Here is a 20,020-nt window from a genome sequence, read left to right as displayed (position 1 = left end):
GCCGCGACGCGTCAGTCCAGGCAGAACTCGTTCCCCTCCGGGTCGGTCATCACGATGTAGCCCGTGCTCAGCGGGGGAGCGGGCTCGTCGCGGCGTACCCGCGCGGCGCCAAGCGCGACGAGCCGGGCGCACTCGGCCTCGAGCGCCGTCATCCGCTCCTCTCCCTCGAGACCGGGGGCCGCACGGACGTCGAGGTGGACGCGGTTCTTGGCGGCCTTGTCCTCCGGCACCTGTTGGAAGAACAGCCTCGGGCCCCGCCCGTCCGGGTCCTCGATGGCCGACCGCGTGTTGCGCTGCTCCTGCGGTACGCCGATCCGCGCGAGGAAGTCGTCCCACGCGGCCAGCGGGTCGGCGCCCTCGGGAACCTCGACGCCGGGCGGCCCGGGGTGGACGTAACCCAGAGCGTCGCGCCAGAACGAGGACAGCGACCTCGGGTCGTGGGCGTCGAAAGTGACCTGGATGTGGCGGCTCACAGAGTGCTCCGTTCTCAGTGGGGTGCGTGTGTGCGGGCAAGAGATCCGCGGGACAGCGCGTCCGCGTCCCTGAAGCCACCCTGACACTTCACGCGGACAGGCTGGGTCCGTTATCCCGGTGTGCCGGAGCCGAAAGCTGCTTGGTCGTTCAACCAACACCCACGGCGCCGGGGTGACGTTTTCCGTGTGGTGCACCAGTCGTTTCCGGCCCTCCTCCCGGCTTCACTGGCTGTGAGGCAGCAGCTGAGGGGCGTTGGAGACATGGATCTGAACACGGTGAAGGAAGTACGTGACGCGCGGCTGCGTGAGCCGTGGCAACCGGGCGACGCATGGCTCGGCGGGGGCACATACCTGTTCTCCGAGCCGCAGCCCCATCTGCGGCGCCTGGTGGATCTGAGCCGCATGGGCTGGGAGTCACTCACCCTCGCTGAGGACGGCTCGCTGGAGATCGCGGCAACGTGCACCATCGCCCAACTCTCCCGGTTCGGGCGGAAGTTCGGGGCCGCGGCGGCGCCGCTGATCGAGCAGTGCTGCCGTGCCTTTCTGGCCTCGTTCAAGATCTGGAACATGGCGACCGTGGGTGGGAACCTGTGCAACGGGCTGCCGGCCGGACCCATGATCTCGCTGACCGCCGCACTCGACGGCACCTGTCTGCTCCAGTCGCAGGCAGGGGTGGGACGGACCGTGAAGGTCGCCGACTTCATCACCGGCGCGGGCCGCAAGGACCTCGGCGAGGGCGAGTTGCTCCGCTCGGTCACCGTGCCCGCGCGGGCCCTCGGCTGCCGTACGGCCTTCCGCCAGGCGTCGCTGCACGGGCTCGGCCGCTCGGGAGCGCTGGTCATCGGGACGCTCGATCCGGTGGACGGGTCGATGGCCGGTGACGATCAGCGCGGCGGCCGTGCGGCCGTTCCGCCTCTGGTTCCCGCTGCCGCCCGACAAGGGCGAACTCCGGCGGGCGATCGAGGCGGCCGTGGGCGAGGACGACTGGTTCGACGACATCCACGGACTGCCCGAGTGGCGGCGGCACATGGGCTTCCGCCTCGCCGAGGAAGTCCGCCATGAACTGACCCGGCTCTCCCAGGACGGTGCACGATGAGCTTCGACATCGAGGTCAACGCCCAGCGCTTCGACACCGAGCCGCGGGCGGGCCAGTGTCTGCGTACGTATCTGCGCGAGCGCGGCTGGTTCGGGGTGAAGAAGGGCTGTGACGCGGGCGACTGCGGCGCCTGCACGGTCCATGTGGACGGGGAGCCGGTCCACAGCTGCCTGTATCCGGCCGTACGGGCACAGGGCCGCTCCGTGACGACCGTCGAGGGCCTCGCGTCCCCGGAGGGTGAACTCCACCCCGTCCAGCAGAAGTTCCTCGGAGCCCAGGGGTTCCAGTGCGGCTTCTGCACCGCCGGATTCCTGATGACGACGGCCGCCCTCGAAGCCGAGCGGGGCACCGAACACGACGACGGCAAACTGGACGACCTGCCCCGCGCCTTCAAGGGCAACATCTGCCGGTGCACCGGATACCGCGCCATCGAGGACTCCGTGCGGGGCGTGCGGCACACCGAACGCCCCTGTGCGGGCAAGGCGGTCGGCAAGAGCCTCGGCGCGCCCGCGGGCCCTCAGGTCGTGACCGGCACCGCCCGCTACACCTTCGACGTCGAGGTGCCCGGCCTCCTCCACATGAAGCTGCTGCGCTCCCCGCACCCGCACGCCCGCATCGTCTCCATCGACACCGCGGACGCCCTGCGCGTGCCCGGCGTGCACGCCGTCCTCACCCACGAGGACGCCCCCGGGACCCTGTACTCCTCGGCCCGTCACGAGCACCCCACCGAGGACCCCGACGACACCCGCGTCCTCGACGACACCGTCCGCCACGTCGGCCAGCGCGTCGCCGCCGTGGTCGCCGACAGCGAACAGGCCGCCGAGGAAGGCTGCCGACGGGGCCGTGGTTGCCGTAGGCGCCGGTGCCCCCGAGGGCTGGCTGGTCGGGCAGGGCACGGCCTTGGCGATGATCGCGACCGGGCCGCCCGGCGGGCACTACGCCGACGCCCGTGTGTCGCTCCTGGCCGACGGGACGTACGACATCGCCGTCGGCACGGCCGAGTTCGGCAACGGCACCACCACCGTCCACAAGCAGATCACCGCAGGCGCCCTGAACACCACCGAGGACCGCCTCACGGTCCGGCAGTCCGACACCGACGTCGTCCGCCACGACACCGGCGCCTTCGGCTCCGCGGGCACGGTGGTGGCCGGCAAGGCCGTCCTCCTCGCCGCCGGCTCGCTCGCCGAACGGCTGCGGACCTTCGCCCCCCGGCGCACGGGGGTCGCCCGCCACCTGTGCGTACTGGGGGCCGAGGCCGTCGACTGCGCGGGCCGGGTGGTGACGCTGAAGGAGCTGTACGAGGCGGCCGAGGCGAACGGCGCGACGGACGAGGTGGCCGCCGACGGCCACTGGGGCGGCTCGCCCCGCTCCGTCGCCTTCAACGCCCAGTGGTTCCGCCTCGCCGTCGACCCCGACACCGGCGAGATCCGCATCCTGCGCAGCGTCCACGCCGCCGACGCGGGCAAGGTCATGAACCCGACGCAGTGCCGCGGCCAGGTCGAGGGAGGCGTCGCGCAGGCGCTCGGGGCGACGCTCTTCGAGACGGTACGCGTCGACCACCGCGGCGAGGTCACGACCGCCGCCTTCCGCCGCTACCGCCTCCCGCAGTACGCCGACGTCCCGCGTACCGAGGTCCACTTCATGGAGACCACCGACGCCATCGGCCCGCTCGGCGCCAAGTCGATGAGCGAGAGCCCCTTCAACCCGGTCGCCCCCGCCTTCGCCAACGCGCTGCGCGACGCCACCGGCATCCGGTTCACCGAGGTGCCGGTCACCCGCGACCGCGTCTGGCTCGCCCTCGACCGGCACGACTCCGTTCCGGGCACTTGATTCGACCTGAACGGATCTCGGCCTGAACGGATCTCGGGCGGAACGGAAGAGGAACGGGCGGAACGGGAGAGGAACGGCAGCAGACGCCGGTTCGCACGCAGCCGACACGGAGCGCCCATGTGGCGGCCATGGTTGTCCAGGCGTCCCGGACAGCACAGGATCTAGCCATGGCGGACACCGCCGCTACCGCCCCCGCTGCCTCGTTCGACTCTCCTCGAGTTCCCTCAAGCCATGTGATCACCAGCGAAGGACCGACATGAGCAGGGTGTTCAGTGCCCACGCCGTCCCGGTCGACGGCTGTATCAGTGGTCCCGCTCGCGACGGCGGTGACTGCTGCTACGCACCCGACACCGGCCTGCTCACCCAAGACACCGGCTTCGCCCCGGCCTTCGACGTCGCCACGGCGGTCGCCGACTACGCCGGGTGGCACGCCGACAACCCCCACTGAAGGCACACGGAGAGGACACCATGGGCAGGATGCGTGCGAAGGGCCCCGAGGGGAGTGGGGCCGCGCGGCTGCTGGCGCGTCTGGCCCTGCTCGCGGCGATGGGGTCGGTGGCCGTGCTCGTGCTGGCACTGGGGGAGGGCGGGCTCGTCGTTGTCGGGGCCGGGCTCCTCGGGCTGGTCGCCTGCGCCGCGGGCGTCTGGTGGTTCGTGGCGCACCGCCGCGCGGTGCGGCTGCTCGGGGCGCTCCTCGCGGTCGTGGCACCCGTCGCCGTCCTGGTGCTCTACGCGCACGACGGTCTGTGGCTGACGGCTCTGGGCCTGTGTCTGTGCTGGGGTGCGGCGGCGGGCTTCGCCCGGGCGGCGCTGCGCAGATCGCGTCCGGAACGCCCGTGGCGGACGATCGCTGCGCCCCCGCCGAACCGGCCGGTGCTGATCATGAATCCGAAGTCCGGGGGCGGGAAGGTCGGCCGCTTCGGGCTGGTCGAGCGGGCGGAGGAACTCGGCGCGCGGGTGATCCTGCTCGACCCCTCCGCCCCGGCCGATGTCGCCGCGCTGGCCCGGCGCGCCGCTGCAGAGGGCGCGGACCTGCTCGGCGTCGCGGGCGGGGACGGCACCCAGGCCTTGGTGGCGGCGGTCGCGGCCGCGCACGACCTGCCGTTCCTCGTCGTCTCGGCCGGCACCCGTAACCACTTCGCCATGGACCTGGGCCTCGACCGCTCCGATCCGTCTCGCTGCCTCGACGCGCTGACCGACGGCGAGGAGCTCCGGGTCGACCTCGGCGACGTCGGGGGCCGTGCCTTCGTCAACACCGTGTCCTTCGGGGTGTACGCCGACGTCGTGCAACGGCCCGAGTACCGCGACGACAAGGCGGGCACGGCGCTGTCCCTCATGCCGGACCTGCTGCTCGGCGAAGGGGTGCGACGGCTCGACGCGCAGGTCGACGGCACCGTGCTCTCCGCCCAGCAGGCACTGCTGGTCAGCAACAACCCGTACGCCCCACCCGACGAGCTCAGCGTCGGCGGCCGTCGGCCCAGTCTCGACGACGGAGAGCTGGGGGTGCTCGGGATCCGGGTGGAGGACGCCGCGCAGGCCGCCGACCTGGCGGTGCGGGGCACGCAGTCCACGGGGCTGACCGTCATGACCGCACAGCGGGTCGAGGTGACCGCGGGGACGGACGAGATCCCCGTCGCGGTCGACGGCGAGGCGCTGCAGATGCCCACCCCGGTCGTGTGCACGCTGCGCCCGGGCGCGCTGCGGGTCCTGGTACCGCGCGACCGTCCCGGCGTCGTCGCACCTGCACCGGCCATGAACTGGCGACTGGTCATCGATCTCGCGCTCGGTCGCGCCGAGCGGAGCGACGACGAGCAGACCCCCGCCTGACCTGGGCCCGCCGATCGACGCGGGGCACGGTGCTCCAGCGGTACGTGTACGGGATGCGCCGGACCGTGACCGCCTACTCGTGCATCGCGTTCGTCTTCAACACCGTCACGGTGGCCGGCCTCGTTGCCGCCCCGGCTCTGCTCGTCGTTAGAGCCAGTCCCGCCGCTTGAAGATGAAGTACAGGCTCACGCACACCACCGCCATCAGCAGGATCGCGAACGGGTAGCCGAACCCCCAGCCCAGCTCCGGCATGTGGTCGAAGTTCATGCCGTAGATCGTGCCGACCAGGGTCGGGGCGAAGAGGATGGCCGCCCAGGACGAGATCTTCTTGATCTCCTCGTTCTGCTCGAAGCCCGCCTCCGCCAGTGCCCGCATCTCCGCGTTCTGCTGCTGGGTCACCTGCGTCGCGTTCACCGTCAGGATGTCCGCGAGGGCCTGGCGGAAACCGTCGACCCGTTCGCTGGTGTGCGTGACGTGGTCGGCCACGTCCCGCAGGTAGCGCTGGAGTTCCTCGTCCGTGCCGTACTTGGCGAAGCCCGCCATCAGGCCGTGCAGCATGCCGACCAGGGGGCGGGTCGCGCGCTGGAACTCAACCATCTCGCGCGAGAGTTCGTAGATGCGCCGGGACACCTCCGGCGCACCGCTGAACACCTCCGTCTCGATCTCGTCGATGTCCGTCTGGACGCCGGCGACGACCGGGGCGTAGCCGTCCACGACCGCGTCGAGGATCGCGTAGAGCACCGCCTCGGGGCCGAGTTTCAGCAGCTCGGGGGAGTCCTCCATGCGGCGGCGCACGCCGGACAGGTCGGGCGCCGCGCCGTGGCGGACCGTGATGACGAAGTCCGCGCCGACGAACACGTGCAGCTCCCCGAACTCGACCTCCTCCGGCGCGTCCAGGTAGCGGGCGGCGCGCAGGACGACGAACAGCGTGTCCCCGTACCGCTCCAGTTTCGGCCGCTGGTGTGCCTCCAGCGCGTCCTCGACCGCGAGCGGATGCAGGTCGAACTCGTCCGCCAGGGAAAGGAGTTCGGACTCGGTCGGGCGGGCCAGGCCGATCCATGCCATGCCGTCCGGCTGCTCGCCCAGCTCGCGGAACGTCTCGGCGAGCGTCGCGGGCGACGACACCCGGACCCCGTCCCGGTACAGCGCCGCCTGCACCACGCTGCCCGTCTCCGACACGGGGTTCGTGGGCGTGGCGGGCGCGGGCGAAGTGGCTTCGGGCCGGGGTCGGTTCACCGGCGGCTGTCCGGCGGTGCGGCGCCACATGTACTTCTTCGGTTCCGCTCCGGGGCGGGCCCGCCGCTCTGCCATGTCTCCGCCTTGCGTGTCGAAACGGCTGTCACTTCGGCCACTGTGCAGGATATATGGCCCCAATACGGCCGGTGCGGGGTGATCGTCGGGGGAGGGCGGGCGCGAGGGCGGGCCCACCCTGGTCGACGGGCCGGTGGCTTTAGGCCAGAGCTTGTCCGCAACTCCCGCTAGCCTGCCGAGCATGACCACGAAGCGGAGCGCGGCCCCGTCGGGCATGCGTCGTACGGCTGCTCCCACCCTATCGGCCCGTGCCCTGGGGCGTGCCACCCTCGATCGTCAGTTCCTGCTGCGCCGCTCACCGGTCACCGTGAAGGGCGCCGTGGAACATCTGCTGGGGCTCCAGGCGCAGAACGTGAAGCCGCCCTATGTCGCGCTCGCCGCCCGGCTCGACGGCTTCGACCCCGCCGAGCTCTCCCGGCTCCTGGAGGACCGCGAGGTCGTCCGTATCGCCACCATGCGCTCGACCGTCCACCTCCACAGCGCCGACGACTGCATGAGCCTGCGGCCGCTCGTCCAGCCCGCGCTGGAGCGGGAGTTGAAGACGTTGGCGAAGGGCCTGTCGGGTGTCGACCTCGACCGGCTCGCCGCGCTCACCAAGGCGTACGTCGAGCAGGAGCCGCGCACCCCCAAGCAGATCCGGGAGCTGCTACTTGCCGAGTGGCCCGACGCCGACCCCCTCGCCCTCACGATCGCCGTCCGCTGCCGGCTGCCGCTCGTGCAGGCCACACCGCGCGGCCTGTGGAAGCGCAGCGGCCAGGTCGCCCTGACCACCGCCGGGCACTGGCTCGACCGCGCCGCCGACCCGGCGCCCGCCCCGGACGACACCGTCCTGCGCTATCTGGCCGCGTTCGGGCCCGCCTCCGTCAAGGACATGCAGCAGTGGGCGGGCCTGACCCGCATGAAGGAGGTCTTCGAGCGGCTGCGGCCGCAGTTGGCCACCTTTCGTGACCCGCACGGCGTCGAGCTCTTCGACCTGCCCGACGCGCCTCGCCCCGACGAGGACACCCCCGCCCCGCCGCGTCTCCTGCCCGAGTTCGACAACCTGCTGCTCTCGCACGCCGACCGCACCCGCCACGTGCCGCTCGCGTACAAGGACAGCACCTGGAAGGGGAACATCGCCTATCCCGCCTTCCTCGTCGACGGCCTGCTCGCCGGGCTCTGGAAGCTCGACGAGGCCAAGGACGCCTCCGCCACGCTCACCCTCCAGCCCTTCGGGAAGCTCACCGCGGGGCAGCGCGACGCCCTCACGCACGAGGCCGGGAGCACCGCGCGCACGCTGGGGGTCGCGGGCGCGTGCGACATCCGGTTCGGGACCGTACGGCCCGAGTAGCGGCAGCCGCGGCGCCGGGCCGGCCGTCGGGGATCAGTCGGCGCGGCCCGTCGCCGCGACCGTCACGCCCAGGCCGATCATCGCGAAGCCTCCCGTGCCGCCGATCAGTGACAGGCGCCGGTCGGACCGGGCGAACCACGTACGCGCGGCGGACGCCGTCAGGCCCCACAGCGTGTCCGTGACCAGGCCGATCGAGATCGGCATCAGTCCCAACAGGAGCATCTGCGCGGGCACTTGACCGGCCGAGTGGTCCACGAACTGCGGCAGGACCGCCGCGAAGAAGACGATGCCCTTGGGGTTGGTGACCCCGACGAGCGCTCCGTCCGCAACCGTTCGCAGATCGCCGCGCGGCGGGCCCTGCGGCCCCCGGATGTCCTCGGCCCGCATCTCTTTGCGGTGCCGGAAAGCCTGCACGCCGAGGAGGACCAGATACGCGGCTCCCGCCAGCTTCACCGCCATGAACACCCCGGCTGAGCGCTCCACCAGGGAACCGATCCCGAGCGCCACGGCCACCACGAGCACGTACGAGCCGATGACGTTGCCGAGCGCCGTCGCGACCGCCGTGCGCCGGCCGTGCGCGAGCGCGCGCCCGATCACGAACAGCACACTCGGCCCAGGGATCACGATCACGAGGAGCGACATCGCCGCGAAGGCGAGATACCGATCGGTGGACACCATGTTCCCCAGCATGTCCCGCACCCCCCTTTCCCGTCCATGGAGCACCTGAGGCAGTGCTCCCGACTCCCGAGGGCATGGCCCTCAAGGAGCGGCTAAGGCAGCAGCCCCGCCCTCCGTGACGCCACCACCGCCTCCAGGCGCGTGTGCGCGCCCAGTTTCCGCATCGCCGACCGCAGATAGGCCTTGACCGTCTCGGGCCGCAGACCGAGCCGCTCGGCCGTGACCGCGTTCGTCGCGCCCGTGGCCACGCACGCGAGGACGTCCACCTCGCGCGGCGTGAGGCCCACGTCCCGAACCGGTGGCGGAGCCGTCGCCGAGGCGAGCCGCCCGCACACCGCGAGGAGTTCCTCGCGCAGTGCCGGATCCATGACGCGAGGCGCGAGCGCCCGCAGCGCGCCGTGCGCCTCCCGCACCTCCTCCCACGCCGCCGAACCGACGGCCGCGCCGGCCCCCGAACCGGCCGTCGGGCCACCCGCGCCAGCAACGGACCCGGCCACCCCGCCGGCCACCGAGCCGGCGGCCCCCGCTCCCGCCACCGCCGCCAGCAGCGCCCGCGCCTCGTCCCGTACCACCAGCGCCTGTTCCACGTCGCGTGCGGCCGCGACCGCCTCGCCCAGCGTGCGGTCGCCCAGTGGCTGGGCGGTGCGCAGGGCCCCGTAGAGGACGCCACGGACCCGGCGGCGTACGACGACGGGGACCGCGAGGACCGAGAGCAGGCCCTCGGCCGCGACCGCCGCGTCGTACTCGTGGCTGATGTGCCGCGACACCGGGTAGTCCGTGACGGCGCACGGCCGGGACAGGGCGAGCGCCTTGCCGCCCAGGCCGTTGCCCGTCGCGATGGCGAGACCGCGGAGCGCGCCCGTCACCGCGCCGCTCAGCTCACCGATGCGCACCGAGCCGGTGCCGCCCGTCATGGGGCCGCCCGCCATGAGTCCGCCGAACGCGACGGGCAGTCCCGTGCCCCGCCGCAGTCGCACCAGAGCGGCACGCATCTCCACCGCGTCGGCCCCGTCTGCGCTCACTCGCCGTGTCCCTCCAGAGAGCGGGTCGTACACCACCCCCGTCCGGGGGTGGTGAGATCTGCGTCACGGATTACACGATGGCATGCACGGTCCGCAATGAGGAGGACACATGACGACGGCGACCAGCGGTACGGATCCGAGTCCGACCGAGCAGTTCCGCACGGCGAGGGACTTCCTGCTGCGGAACGCGGACGACTACACCACCGCGTACGAGGGCTTCGCCTGGCCGCGCCCCGAGCGGTTCAACTGGGCCCTCGACTGGTTCGACGCGATCGCCGACGGCAACGGGAAGACGGCCCTGCACATCGTCGAGGAGGACGGCCGCCAGGGCCGCTTCACCTTCGACGGGCTGCGCCGCCGTTCGAACCGCGTCGCGAACTGGCTGCGCGGCCAGGGCGTTGGCGCGGGCGACCGGGTCCTCCTGATGCTCGGCAACCAGGTGGAGCTGTGGGAGATCATGCTCGCCGCGATGAAGCTGCGGGCCGTCGTCATCCCCGCGACGCCGCTGCTCGGCCCCGCCGACCTGCGCGACCGCGTCGACCGCGGCCGGGCCCGGCACGTCATCGTGCGGCCCGAGGACGTCGAGAAGTTCACCGAGGTCCCCGGCGACTTCACCCGAACCGTGGTCGGCGCGAGCGGCGCGGGCGCCACGAACGGCTGGCTCTCGTACGAGGACGCCGACGGCGCCTCCGAGACGTTCGAGCCCGACGGCGTCACCTTCGCGCAGGACCCGCTCCTCCTGTACTTCACCTCCGGCACGACCGCCCGGCCCAAGCTCGTCGAACACACCCATGTGTCCTATCCCGTAGGGCACTTGGCGACCATGTTCTGGATCGGTCTGCGTCCCGGAGACGTCCATCTGAACATCTCGTCGCCCGGCTGGGCCAAGCACGCCTGGTCGAACTTCTTCGCGCCGTGGAACGCGGAGGCGACCGTCTTCCTCTACAACTACACGCGCTTCGACGCGGGCCGGCTCATGGAGGTCATGGAGCGCGCGGGCGTCACGTCCTTCTGCGCCCCGCCCACCGTGTGGCGCATGCTCATCCAGGCCGACCTGACGCAGCTCGCGACGCCGCCGCGCGCGGTCGTCGCCGCGGGGGAGCCGCTGAACCCCGAGGTCATCGAGCAGGTGCGGCGCGCCTGGGGCGTCACCATCCGGGACGGGTTCGGGCAGACGGAGACGGCCGTGCAGGTCTCCAACAGCCCCGGTCAGGAGCTGAAGACCGGCTCGATGGGGCGCCCCAGCCCCGGCTACAAGGTGGAGCTGCTGGACCCGGTCACCGGCGAACCCGGCGTGCAGGAAGGCGAGATAGGCCTCGACCTGTCCGAGCGCCCCGTCGGCCTCATGGCCGGCTATCACCAAGACCCCGAGCGCACGGCCGAGGCGATGGCGGGCGGCTACTACCGCACCGGCGACATCGGCTCGCGTGACGCCGACGGCTATCTCACGTACGTCGGCCGGTCGGACGACGTGTTCAAGGCCTCCGACTACAAGATCAGCCCGTTCGAGCTGGAGAGCGCGCTCCTGGAGCACGAGGCGGTCGCCGAGGCCGCGGTCGTGCCCGCCCCCGACGAGCTGCGGCTCGCCGTCCCCAAGGCGTACGTCGTCCTCGCCGAGGGGTACGAACCCGGGCCCGATACGGCGAAGCTGCTGTTCGAGCACTCGCGGGACGTCCTCGCGCCGTACAAGCGCGTCCGGCGCCTGGAGTTCGCGGAGCTGCCGAAGACGGTCTCCGGCAAGATCCGGCGGATCGAGCTGCGCGAGCGTACGGCGCAGGGTTCCACGGCGGAGTACCGGGAGGAGGACTTCCGATGACACGCGAACCCCTCACGACAATCCAGCCCCCGTCCCTCTCGTACGCGCACGGGACGGACCCGGCGCCGCTCCTCGGCGACACGATCGGCCGCAACCTCGACCGGGCCGTGGCCGCCCACCCCGATCGTGACGCACTGGTCGACGTGCCGTCCGGACGGCGGTGGACCTACGCCCAGTTCGGCGCGGACGTCGACGAGTTGGCGCGCGGACTGCTCGCCAGAGGTGTGCTCAAGGGTGACCGGGTCGGGATCTGGGCGGTCAACTGCCCCGAGTGGGTCCTGGTGCAGTACGCGACCGCGCGCATCGGTGCGGTCATGGTGAACATCAACCCTGCCTACCGCGCCCACGAGTTGGAGTTCGTGCTCAAGCAGGCGGGCGTCTCCATCCTCATCGCCTCGACCGAGCACAAGGGCAGCGACTACCGGGCCCTCGTCCGGCAGGTGCGGGAGCGGTGCCCCGAGCTGCGCGAGACGGTCTTCATCGGCGACCATGGATGGGACGCCCTGACGGCGGGCGCGGCAGCGGTGACGGTGGGGCAACTCGACGCCAGGCAGGCCGAGTTGAGCTGCGACGACCCGGTCAACATCCAGTACACCTCGGGCACGACCGGCTTCCCGAAGGGTGCCACGCTCTCCCACCACAACATCCTGAACAACGGCTTCTGGGTGGGCGAGACGGTCGGCTACACCGAGCAGGACCGGGTCTGTCTGCCCGTGCCCTTCTACCACTGCTTCGGCATGGTGATGGGAAACCTCGGCGCCACGTCGCACGGTGCCTGCATCGTCATCCCCGCCCCGTCCTTCGACCCCGTCGCCACGCTCCACGCGGTCGAGCGCGAACGGTGCACGTCGCTGTACGGCGTCCCGACCATGTTCATCGCCGAGCTGAACCTCGCCGACTTCGCGACGTACGACCTGTCGTCGCTGCGGACCGGCATCATGGCGGGTTCGCCGTGCCCCGTCGAGGTCATGAAGCGGGTCGTCGCCGAGATGCACATGGCGGAGGTGTCCATCTGCTACGGCATGACCGAGACGTCGCCCGTCTCCACGCAGACGCGCCGCGACGACGACCTGGAGCGCCGCACGGGCACGGTCGGCCGCGTCCTTCCGCACATCGAGGTCAAGGTCGTCGACCCGGTCAGCGGCGTGACGCTGCCGCGCGGCGAGCCGGGGGAGCTGTGCACGCGCGGCTACAGCGTGATGCTCGGCTACTGGGACGAGCCGGAGAAGACGGCCGAGGTCATCGACCCGGGGCGGTGGATGCACACGGGTGACCTGGCGGTCCTGCGAGAGGACGGCTACGTCCAGATCGTCGGCCGCATCAAGGACATGATCATCAGGGGCGGCGAGAACGTCTACCCGCGCGAGATCGAGGAGTTCCTCTACGCCCACCCGAAGATCGCGGACGTCCAGGTCGTGGGCGTGCCCGACGAGCGGTACGGGGAGGAGGTCCTGGCCTGCGTCATCCTCCGCGACCCCGAGGGCACGCTCACCCTGGAGGAACTGCGCGCGTACTGCCACGACCAGCTGGCCCACTACAAGACGCCGACCCGGCTGCGCATCCTGGACGCGTTCCCGATGACGGTGAGCGGCAAGGTCCGCAAGATCGAACTGCGGGAGGGGTACGGGGGCGACGCCGGCTGAGGCGTACGGATGTCTGCGGGGCCTCACCCGGGCGCGGTCGGCCCGGGTGAGGCCCCGCTCTCGTGCCCCTCCTCGTGCTCGCCCCCGTGGCCGTCCCCGAGGCGGAACCCGGCAGGGCCTACGCCCCGGCAGCTATCAGTTCGTCCGCCGGATTGTTGACCGGCTGGGGCACGCCCGCCAGGTCGAGGACGAAGAGCGGGACACCGAGTTCATCGGCGCGGGTGCGCGCGTCCTCGGCGTAGCCCGCGAGTGAGAAGTAGACGCAGACCGCCGACTCCGTCATGCCGGTCAGCCACAGGCATTCCACGTCCCGCAGGGTGGCGGGCCGCACCGACGGCTCGACCTGGGCGACGACGCCGCGGGCCGCGAGGCCGATGCCGGACGAGGGGCGCTGGTCGGCGCGGCGGACGTCCCGGTAGCCGAGCCAGCGCAGATAGAGGGCGACGGCGGTCACGGCGTCGCGCGCCGTGCGGATGGCCACCGGCTGGAACGCGGGGCGCGGGACGGGGGCCGTGGGCGGCAGCGGAATGTGGGCGGGCCCCGGCCGCGTCGCAGCGGCCGGATCCGGACCGTCCGCCGTGGGCGGATGCGCGGGCCCCGGCCAGGCCGCGTCGCCCGCCATGCCGGAGCCCGGCGACGCGTCATGGCTCGGCGCCGGATCGCCCTCGACCGGGATCCGCAGCACCGTGCCGCACGCGCAGCCGAGCTCCGGGCGTGGCCAGCGGTCCCGGCGCCCGCAGGCCCCGCACCGCACGGTCACCCAGTCGTCGAGCCAGGTGCGGTGCGTGACCGGCTCGGCGGGCGCTCCGCGCCGCAACGGCGCCACGACGGGCGCGCCGCACGAGCACGGATAGACCGATGGGGCATACACCTGTTCACGCCGGCAGGCGGGGCACCGTACCGGCACGTTCTGAGCCATGACCCACTCCCGGCATCCGCCCGGGGGCTCCGCACCCGGGCTCACGCGATGGCTTCCCGCCCTCGGCGCCCATCGTCCTCCAAACTCCCCGGCCGCGGCAGGCAGTCGGGCGAGATCCCTCCGGATCCGTCGACGAGAGGCCGTCCCTTGACGGTCGGGGGGTCGCCGCCTACATTGCTTCCATATAGCAGAAGCTAGTTTCCGCAATGTGGAAATTAGAAGCTGAAGACAGTACGAAGACGACACGGACTCACAGCTCGCCGCGGGGCGCGACGGGAGCGCGAATCCGACAGCCGAAGCAGGAGAACTCAATGGCTCGTATGACCGCTGCCAGCGCGGCAGTTGAGATCCTCAAGCGCGAAGGCGTCACGAACGCGTTCGGCGTGCCGGGTGCCGCCATCAACCCCTTCTACAAGTCCCTCAAGGAGGTCGGCGGCATCAGCCACACGCTGGCCCGCCACGTCGAGGGCGCCTCACACATGGCCGAGGGCTACACCCGTACGAACCCGGGCAACATCGGGGTCTGCATCGGTACGTCGGGCCCGGCCGGCACCGACATGATCACCGGCCTCTACTCGGCCACCGGTGACTCCATCCCGATCCTGTGCATCACGGGCCAGGCGCCCACCCACCTCCTGCACAAGGAGGACTTCCAGGCCGTCGACATCGCCACGATCGCCAAGCCGGTCACGAAGATGGCGGTCACCGTCCTCGAAGCGGCCCAGGTGCCCGGCGTCTTCCAGCAGGCGTTCCACCTGATGCGCTCCGGCCGTCCCGGCCCGGTCCTCATCGACCTGCCGATCGACGTCCAGCAGACCGAGATCGAATTCGACCCGGAGACGTACGAGCCGCTGCCCGTCTACAAGCCGGCCGCGACCCGCGCCCAGATCGAGAAGGCGATCTCCTTCCTCCTGGAGTCCGAGCGCCCGCTGATCGTCGCCGGCGGCGGCATCATCAACGCGGACGCCTCCGACCTCCTGGTCGAGTTCGCCGAGATCACCAACACGCCGGTCGTCCCGACCCTCATGGGCTGGGGCACCATCCCGGACGACCACGACCTGAACGCGGGCATGGTCGGCCAGCAGACCGGCCACCGCTACGGCAACGCCACGTTCCTGGAGTCGGACTTCGTCCTCGGCATCGGCAACCGCTGGGCCAACCGTCACACCGGCTACAAGCTGGACGTGTACCGCGAGGGCCGCACGTTCGTCCACATCGACATCGAGCCGACCCAGATCGGCAAGATCTTCGCCCCGGACTACGGGATCGCCTCCGACGCCAAGGCCGCGCTCGAACTGTTCGTCGAGGTCGCGCGCGAGCTCAAGGCCGCGGGCAAGCTCCCCGACCGCTCCGCGTGGGTCGCCTCCCACCTGGAGCGCAAGGGAACGCTGCACCGCCGCACGCACTTCGACAACGTGCCGATGAAGCCCCAGCGCGTCTACGAGGAGATGAACAAGGCGTTCGGGCCCGACACCCGCTACGTCACCACCATCGGCCTCTCCCAGATCGCCGGCGCGCAGATGCTGCACGTCTACAAGCCGCGCCACTGGATCAACTGCGGCCAGGCCGGCCCCCTCGGCTGGACCATCCCGGCCGCGCTCGGTGTCGCCACCGCCGACCCGGACACCCAGGTCGTCGCCCTCTCCGGCGACTACGACTTCCAGTTCATGATCGAGGAGCTGGCGGTCGGTGCGCAGCACCGCATCCCGTACGTCCACGTCCTGGTCAACAACGCCTACCTGGGCCTGATCCGCCAGGCGCAGATCGGTCTCGACATCAACTTCCAGGTCAACCTGGAGTTCGAGAACCAGAACAGCCCCGAGCTCGGTGTCTACGGCGTCGACCACGTCAAGGTCGCCGAGGGCCTCGGCTGCAAGGCGATCCGCGTCACTGAGCCCGACCAGCTCCTGCCGGCCTTCGAGGAGGCCAAGAAGCTCGCCGCGCAGTACCGGGTGCCGGTCGTCGTCGAGGCGATCCTGGAGCGCATCACGAACATCTCGATGAGCCCGACGGCCGACATCAGCGCCGTCAAGGAGTTCGAGGAGCTCGCCACCGAGCCCGGCCACGCGCCCACCGCTATCCGGCCGCTGACGGCCTGATCAGGCGCCTGCCGGTCCGACCAGGGGCGGTTCACCCGATGGGGGTGGGCCGCCCCTTCGGCATGTCACCGGAACCCGCGTACGACACCGCGCCGACACCCGCCCGCTGCCCGGTGTCGACCGGCCGGCCGTCCTGGAAGGCGACGATCCGGACATGGAACGACGTAGATTCGCCGCGGGCATCGCGGCAGCGGCCGCCGCCCCCGCCCTGCTCGGCGCGGCCCCCGCCCCCTCGCACGGCGACGGCGGGCTGAGGAAGGACATGCGGGCCGCGCTCGGCGACGAACTCGACGACCGGGCCACCGCCCGCGCCGTCGAGCCCCACCTCCACGACATCGGCTTCGACTGGCACCCGCCGACGGCGCCCTTGAGCCGGATCGACTTCCTCGTCGCGTACGGCTTCGGGAACCGGCCGCCGGCCGGGGGCGGCGACCCGACGAAGGTCATGTACGAGCCGGGGCCGGTCAACGAGGAGCTGGCGGACACCGTCGCCCGTGTGCGCGCCCACAGGGACGTACCGGTGTACGCGCAGTGGGAGATCGCGCGCTTCCTGAAGTCCAAGTACGGCATGACCCGGGTGACGTCGATCGAGCCGGTCGTCGCGCCGGACGGCACCCTCACGTACCTGAGCACGGACGGGGTCGCCGCGCAGGTCGTGGAGGCCCGCAAGAAGCTGCCGGAGGGCATCGGCACGGCGGGCGTCATCGGCTTCCGCGACCACGTCAAGCGCTGCGTGCAGACCACGAACGACCGCGGCATGAAGGCGTACGCGCCCGCCGGGTTCGAGATGCCGGGCACGTACGACCCCGAGTCGGGCCAGGCCTGGACGCGGCGGCGCGACCTCTATCTGGTGCACGACATGACGGCGCAGTGGACGGTGCTGCGCGAGAAGCTGATCGCGCGGGCGGACAGCGGCAACTCCTGAGCGCTGTCGGCTGAGCGACGCAGGGACAACGCGAGAACGCCGAGTACGGGACCGTCCGTACTCGGCGTTCTGTGCTTCCCCCGAAGCGAGCCTCCCTTGAAGGGAGCATTCCCTGAAGGGAGCATTCCTCGAAGGGAGCTTTCCTCGAAGGGAGCTTTCCCTGAAGGGAGCTTTCCCCGAAGGGAGTTGGTGCCGCCCGAAGGCACGCGACTGGCGAGACATGCATGCGTGCCGCCGGGCGGATTCTGTGGTGTGGCCGGTACCGCGGCGGCCTGGGATGAACCCCGGCGGCTGCCTTCCCTCAGGTCGAGAAGGGGCCGCCAGGATCTTGACCACCGCACTGGCTCGCAGAGCCGCCGCGGACCGTGCCTGTCCGCCTGGGGCGGACCGCCCGCACCGCCGTGTGACCACCCCTCATCCGGGTCTGCACAGTGGCGTGGGCTTCGCGTCCAGGGCCTGACCTCCCGTCAGGCCCCGGGCGCGGCTCGGGTGCTAGTCCTCGCGCAGGGCGCGGACCGCTTCCTCCACGCGCTTGCCGTACTCGGCGTCGGCGGCGTGGAAGTGAGCCAGGTTCTTCTCGATCACGTCGTCGCGCGAGACCTGCGAGAGGCCGCCGGCGATGTTGGCGATCAGACGGGACTTCTCGTCCTCCGACATCAGGCGGAACAGCTCGCCCGCCTGGAAGAAGTCGTCGTCCTTGGTGTGGGCGGGCGCCTCGTGCGTGCCGGTGTAGCCGGCGACGGCGAGCGGGGCCGACAGCGGGCGGCCGGTCTCGGCGGGCCCGTCGTACGAGTTGGGCTCGTAGTTCTTGCGGTCGCGGCCGTACGCGTTCGACGCCATCAGGCCGTCGCGGCCGTAGTTGTCGGCGTGGGCCGCCTTCGGCGCGTTCACCGCGAGCTGCGTGTGGTTGACGCCCAGGCGGTAACGGTGCGCGTCCGCGTAGGCGAACAGGCGGCCCTGGAGCATCTTGTCCGGGGAGGGGCCGATGCCGGGCACGAAGTTGTTCGGGGAGAACGCGGCCTGCTCGACCTCGGCGAAGACGTTGTCCGGGTTGCGGTCGAGGACCAGGCGGCCCACGCGCTGCAGCGGGTAGTCCTTGTGCGGCCACACCTTCGTGAGGTCGAAGGGGTTGAAGCGGTAGTCGTCCGCCTCGGCGACCGGCATGAGCTGCACGTACAGGGTCCAGGACGGGTTGACGCCGCGCTCGATGGCCTGGAGCAGGTCCGTCTGGTGCGAGTTGGGGTCCTTGCCCGCGATCTCGGCGGCCTGCTCGCCGGACAGCGAACGGATGCCCTGGTTCGTCTTGAAGTGGTACTTGACGAAGAAGGCCTCGCCCTCGGCGTTCGTCCACTGGTAGGTGTGCGAGCCGTAGCCGTTCATGTGGCGGTACGAGGCCGGGATGCCGCGGTCACCCATCAGCCAGGTGATCTGGTGCGTGGCCTCGGGAGCGTGCGCCCAGAAGTCCCAGACGTTGTCCGCCTCCTGCTTGCCCGTGAAGGGGTCGCGCTTCTGGGAGTGGATGAAGTCGGGGAACTTGATCGGGTCCTTGATGAAGAACACCGGGGTGTTGTTGCCGACGAGGTCGTAGTTGCCCTCTTCGGTGTAGAACTTCAGCGCGAAGCCGCGCGGGTCGCGGACCGCGTCCGCGCCGCCGAGGTTGTCCGCGACGGTGGAGAAGCGGATGAACGTCTCGGTGCGCTTGCCGACCGTGCTGAGGAAGTCGGCGTGGGTGAAGCCGGTGACGTCGTCCGTCACCTCGAAGTAGCCGTACGCGCCGGAACCGCGCGCGTGGACGACACGCTCCGGGATGCGCTCGCGGTTGAAGCGAGCGAGCTTCTCGAGGAGGTGCTGGTCCTGGAGGAGAAGCGGGCCACCGACGCCGGCGGTGGCGGAATTCTGGTTGTCGGCGACAGGAGCGCCGGACTCGGTCGTGAGCACACGCTTCGACATGGTGGCGAGGGTGACCTTCCGTACGGAACTGCTGGGACTGCTGACGGTGAACCGGAGCGTAAGAGGCCCTGAACAGCTACGTCAACAGTTTGTTGAAGTTATGGTCAACAGTTTGTTGAAGTGAAAGGCATGGTTCCGGGCCGTGGCGACGCCTGGGCGCGACAGGACAGGTGTCAGCGCCGCCACGGCCCGGAAGTCCGGGGGGTCAGACCTGCTGACCGGAGAGGCGCTCGACGCCGCGCAGCAGCGCGGAGTGGTCGAGGCCGCCGTCGCCCTGGGCGCGCAGGGAGGCGACGAGCTGGGCGACCACACCGCCGACGGGCAGGGCGGCGCCCACGTTGCGGGCGGCGTCGGTGACGATGCCCATGTCCTTGTGGTGCAGGTCGATCCGGAAGCCGGGCTTGAAGTCCCGGTTCAGGAAGTTGTCCTTCTTGCGGGTCAGGACGGTCGAGCCGGCCAGGCCGCCGTTGAGGACGTCGAGCGCGGCCGTCAGGTCCACGCCGGACTTCTCCAGGAAGACCACGGCCTCGGCGCACGCCTGGATGTTCACGGCGACGATCAGCTGGTTGGCGGCCTTCACGGTCTGGCCCGAGCCGTGCGGACCGCACAGCACGATGGTCTTGCCGAGGGCGTCGAGGAGCGGCTTGGCCTCGTCGAAGTCGGCCTGCTCACCGCCGACCATGATCGACAGAACGGCCTCGATCGCGCCGGCCTCGCCACCGGAGACCGGGGCGTCGATGACGCGGATGCCCTTGTCCTTGGCGGCCTTCGCGAGGTCCACCGAGGTCTGCGGCGTGATCGACGACATGTCGACGATCAGCGCGCCGGACCTCGCGTTCTCGAGGATGCCGTTCTCGCCGTACGCGATGGCCTCGACCTGCGGAGAGGCGGGCACCATCGTGACGATGACGTCGGCGTCCTTGACGGCCTCGGCGATCGAGCCGGCCGCGGTGCCGCCGGCGGCCGCGAGCCGCTCCAGCTTGTCCTTCTCGAGGGTGAAGCCGGTCACCGAGTAACCAGCCTTGATCAGGTTCTCGGACATGGGGGAGCCCATGATGCCGAGTCCGATCCACGCGATCTTGGGGAGGTTGCTCATGAGGG

Annotated in this window: 14 protein-coding genes and 2 pseudogenes; 9 read left to right on the top strand and 7 right to left on the bottom strand. The window is 71.1% G+C overall.

The window, feature by feature from the left end; all coding sequences use genetic code 11:
- Window positions 1–11: 11 nt before the first annotated feature.
- On the bottom strand, window positions 12–473 hold the full coding sequence (locus OG456_RS07615) for a VOC family protein (protein WP_266558487.1): 462 nt from the start codon (window positions 471–473) through the stop codon (window positions 12–14).
- A gap of 261 nt (window positions 474–734) precedes the next feature.
- On the opposite strand from OG456_RS07615, the pseudogene OG456_RS07610 reads away from it, so the two are divergent.
- From OG456_RS07610 to OG456_RS07595, 4 genes and pseudogenes are all read left to right on the top strand, one after another.
- Window positions 735–1,569 (top strand): annotated as a pseudogene (locus tag OG456_RS07610) (xanthine dehydrogenase family protein subunit M).
- A pseudogene (locus tag OG456_RS07605) lies at window positions 1,566–3,399 on the top strand (molybdopterin cofactor-binding domain-containing protein). The pseudogenes OG456_RS07610 and OG456_RS07605 overlap by 4 nt, the downstream one beginning before the upstream one ends.
- Window positions 3,400–3,655: 256 nt before the next feature.
- The gene (locus OG456_RS07600; protein WP_266558485.1) at window positions 3,656–3,847 is read left to right on the top strand and encodes a hypothetical protein; all 192 of its coding nucleotides are present in this window, start codon (window positions 3,656–3,658) and stop codon (window positions 3,845–3,847) included.
- A gap of 29 nt (window positions 3,848–3,876) precedes the next feature.
- Window positions 3,877–5,226: a diacylglycerol kinase family protein gene (locus OG456_RS07595; protein WP_266569108.1), complete on the top strand. Its 1,350-nt coding sequence runs from the start codon at window positions 3,877–3,879 to the stop codon at window positions 5,224–5,226.
- A 147-nt stretch (window positions 5,227–5,373) separates the two neighbouring features.
- Here the strand turns inward: OG456_RS07595 and OG456_RS07590 are convergent, their stop codons facing one another.
- Window positions 5,374–6,537 carry a magnesium and cobalt transport protein CorA gene (locus OG456_RS07590; protein WP_266558483.1) on the bottom strand — a complete coding sequence of 388 codons (1,164 nt, stop codon included), beginning with the start codon at window positions 6,535–6,537 and terminating at the stop codon, window positions 5,374–5,376.
- A gap of 181 nt (window positions 6,538–6,718) precedes the next feature.
- Here OG456_RS07590 and OG456_RS07585 point away from each other — a divergent pair, with 181 nt between their 5' ends.
- A complete protein-coding gene (locus tag OG456_RS07585) occupies window positions 6,719–7,867 on the top strand; it encodes a winged helix DNA-binding domain-containing protein (RefSeq protein ID WP_266558481.1) in 1,149 nt (382 codons plus the stop codon).
- Between the two features lie 33 nt (window positions 7,868–7,900).
- On the opposite strand, the gene OG456_RS07580 is transcribed toward OG456_RS07585, so the two are convergent.
- Together OG456_RS07580 and OG456_RS07575 are read right to left on the bottom strand one after the other, a co-directional pair.
- A complete protein-coding gene (locus OG456_RS07580) occupies window positions 7,901–8,545 on the bottom strand; it encodes a LysE family translocator (protein ID WP_266558479.1) in 645 nt (214 codons plus the stop codon).
- Window positions 8,546–8,637: 92 nt separating this feature from the next.
- Window positions 8,638–9,567 carry a helix-turn-helix transcriptional regulator gene (locus tag OG456_RS07575; protein ID WP_266558477.1) on the bottom strand — a complete coding sequence of 310 codons (930 nt, stop codon included), beginning with the start codon at window positions 9,565–9,567 and terminating at the stop codon, window positions 8,638–8,640.
- A 109-nt stretch (window positions 9,568–9,676) separates the two neighbouring features.
- Between OG456_RS07575 and OG456_RS07570 the strand changes: the two genes are divergently transcribed.
- The gene (locus OG456_RS07570) at window positions 9,677–11,383 is read left to right on the top strand and encodes an AMP-binding protein (protein ID WP_266558475.1); all 1,707 of its coding nucleotides are present in this window, start codon (window positions 9,677–9,679) and stop codon (window positions 11,381–11,383) included.
- Entirely contained in the window at window positions 11,380–13,026 is a 1,647-nt protein-coding gene (locus OG456_RS07565; RefSeq protein WP_266558473.1) for an AMP-binding protein, read from the top strand. Before OG456_RS07570 ends, OG456_RS07565 begins: the two co-directional genes overlap by 4 nt.
- A 118-nt stretch (window positions 13,027–13,144) precedes the next feature.
- Here OG456_RS07565 and OG456_RS07560 read toward each other — a convergent pair whose 3' ends face one another.
- Window positions 13,145–13,945, bottom strand: coding sequence for a hypothetical protein (locus tag OG456_RS07560; RefSeq protein WP_266558471.1), 801 nt, complete (start codon window positions 13,943–13,945; stop codon window positions 13,145–13,147).
- 320 nt (window positions 13,946–14,265) lie between these two features.
- Between OG456_RS07560 and gcl the strand changes: the two genes are divergently transcribed.
- On the top strand, window positions 14,266–16,044 hold the full coding sequence (gene gcl / locus OG456_RS07555; RefSeq protein WP_266558469.1) for a glyoxylate carboligase: 1,779 nt from the start codon (window positions 14,266–14,268) through the stop codon (window positions 16,042–16,044).
- 154 nt (window positions 16,045–16,198) lie between these two features.
- The gene (locus tag OG456_RS07550) at window positions 16,199–16,969 is read left to right on the top strand and encodes a hypothetical protein (RefSeq protein ID WP_266558467.1); all 771 of its coding nucleotides are present in this window, start codon (window positions 16,199–16,201) and stop codon (window positions 16,967–16,969) included.
- Window positions 16,970–17,461: 492 nt separating this feature from the next.
- On the opposite strand, the gene OG456_RS07545 is transcribed toward OG456_RS07550, so the two are convergent.
- Together OG456_RS07545 and OG456_RS07540 are read right to left on the bottom strand one after the other, a co-directional pair.
- Window positions 17,462–18,919 carry a catalase gene (locus OG456_RS07545; RefSeq protein WP_266558465.1) on the bottom strand — a complete coding sequence of 486 codons (1,458 nt, stop codon included), beginning with the start codon at window positions 18,917–18,919 and terminating at the stop codon, window positions 17,462–17,464.
- Window positions 18,920–19,124: 205 nt separating this feature from the next.
- Window positions 19,125–20,015: a 2-hydroxy-3-oxopropionate reductase gene (locus OG456_RS07540; RefSeq protein ID WP_266558463.1), complete on the bottom strand. Its 891-nt coding sequence runs from the start codon at window positions 20,013–20,015 to the stop codon at window positions 19,125–19,127.
- Between the last annotated feature and the right edge of the window lie 5 nt (window positions 20,016–20,020).

This window comes from Streptomyces sp. NBC_01446 (genome assembly GCF_026340095.1).
GTDB lineage: Bacteria > Actinomycetota > Actinomycetes > Streptomycetales > Streptomycetaceae > Streptomyces > Streptomyces aureus.
This window is presented reverse-complemented; position numbering and strand designations above follow the sequence as displayed.

What these genes read in the sequence shown, in the direction of transcription:
- OG456_RS07600 (WP_266558485.1), top strand. Translation starts at nt 3,656, where the DNA reads ATGAGCAGGGTGTTCAGTGCCCACGCCGTCCCGGTCGACGGCTGTATC.
- OG456_RS07595 (WP_266569108.1), top strand. Translation starts at nt 3,877, where the DNA reads ATGCGTGCGAAGGGCCCCGAGGGGAGTGGGGCCGCGCGGCTGCTGGCG.
- OG456_RS07590 (WP_266558483.1), bottom strand. Translation starts at nt 6,537, where the DNA reads ATGGCAGAGCGGCGGGCCCGCCCCGGAGCGGAACCGAAGAAGTACATG.
- OG456_RS07585 (WP_266558481.1), top strand. Translation starts at nt 6,719, where the DNA reads ATGACCACGAAGCGGAGCGCGGCCCCGTCGGGCATGCGTCGTACGGCT.
- OG456_RS07580 (WP_266558479.1), bottom strand. Translation starts at nt 8,545, where the DNA reads ATGGTGTCCACCGATCGGTATCTCGCCTTCGCGGCGATGTCGCTCCTC.
- OG456_RS07570 (WP_266558475.1), top strand. Translation starts at nt 9,677, where the DNA reads ATGACGACGGCGACCAGCGGTACGGATCCGAGTCCGACCGAGCAGTTC.
- OG456_RS07565 (WP_266558473.1), top strand. Translation starts at nt 11,380, where the DNA reads ATGACACGCGAACCCCTCACGACAATCCAGCCCCCGTCCCTCTCGTAC.
- OG456_RS07560 (WP_266558471.1), bottom strand. Translation starts at nt 13,945, where the DNA reads ATGGCTCAGAACGTGCCGGTACGGTGCCCCGCCTGCCGGCGTGAACAG.
- gcl (WP_266558469.1), top strand. Translation starts at nt 14,266, where the DNA reads ATGACCGCTGCCAGCGCGGCAGTTGAGATCCTCAAGCGCGAAGGCGTC.
- OG456_RS07550 (WP_266558467.1), top strand. Translation starts at nt 16,199, where the DNA reads ATGGAACGACGTAGATTCGCCGCGGGCATCGCGGCAGCGGCCGCCGCC.
- OG456_RS07545 (WP_266558465.1), bottom strand. Translation starts at nt 18,919, where the DNA reads ATGTCGAAGCGTGTGCTCACGACCGAGTCCGGCGCTCCTGTCGCCGAC.
- OG456_RS07540 (WP_266558463.1), bottom strand. Translation starts at nt 20,015, where the DNA reads ATGAGCAACCTCCCCAAGATCGCGTGGATCGGACTCGGCATCATGGGC.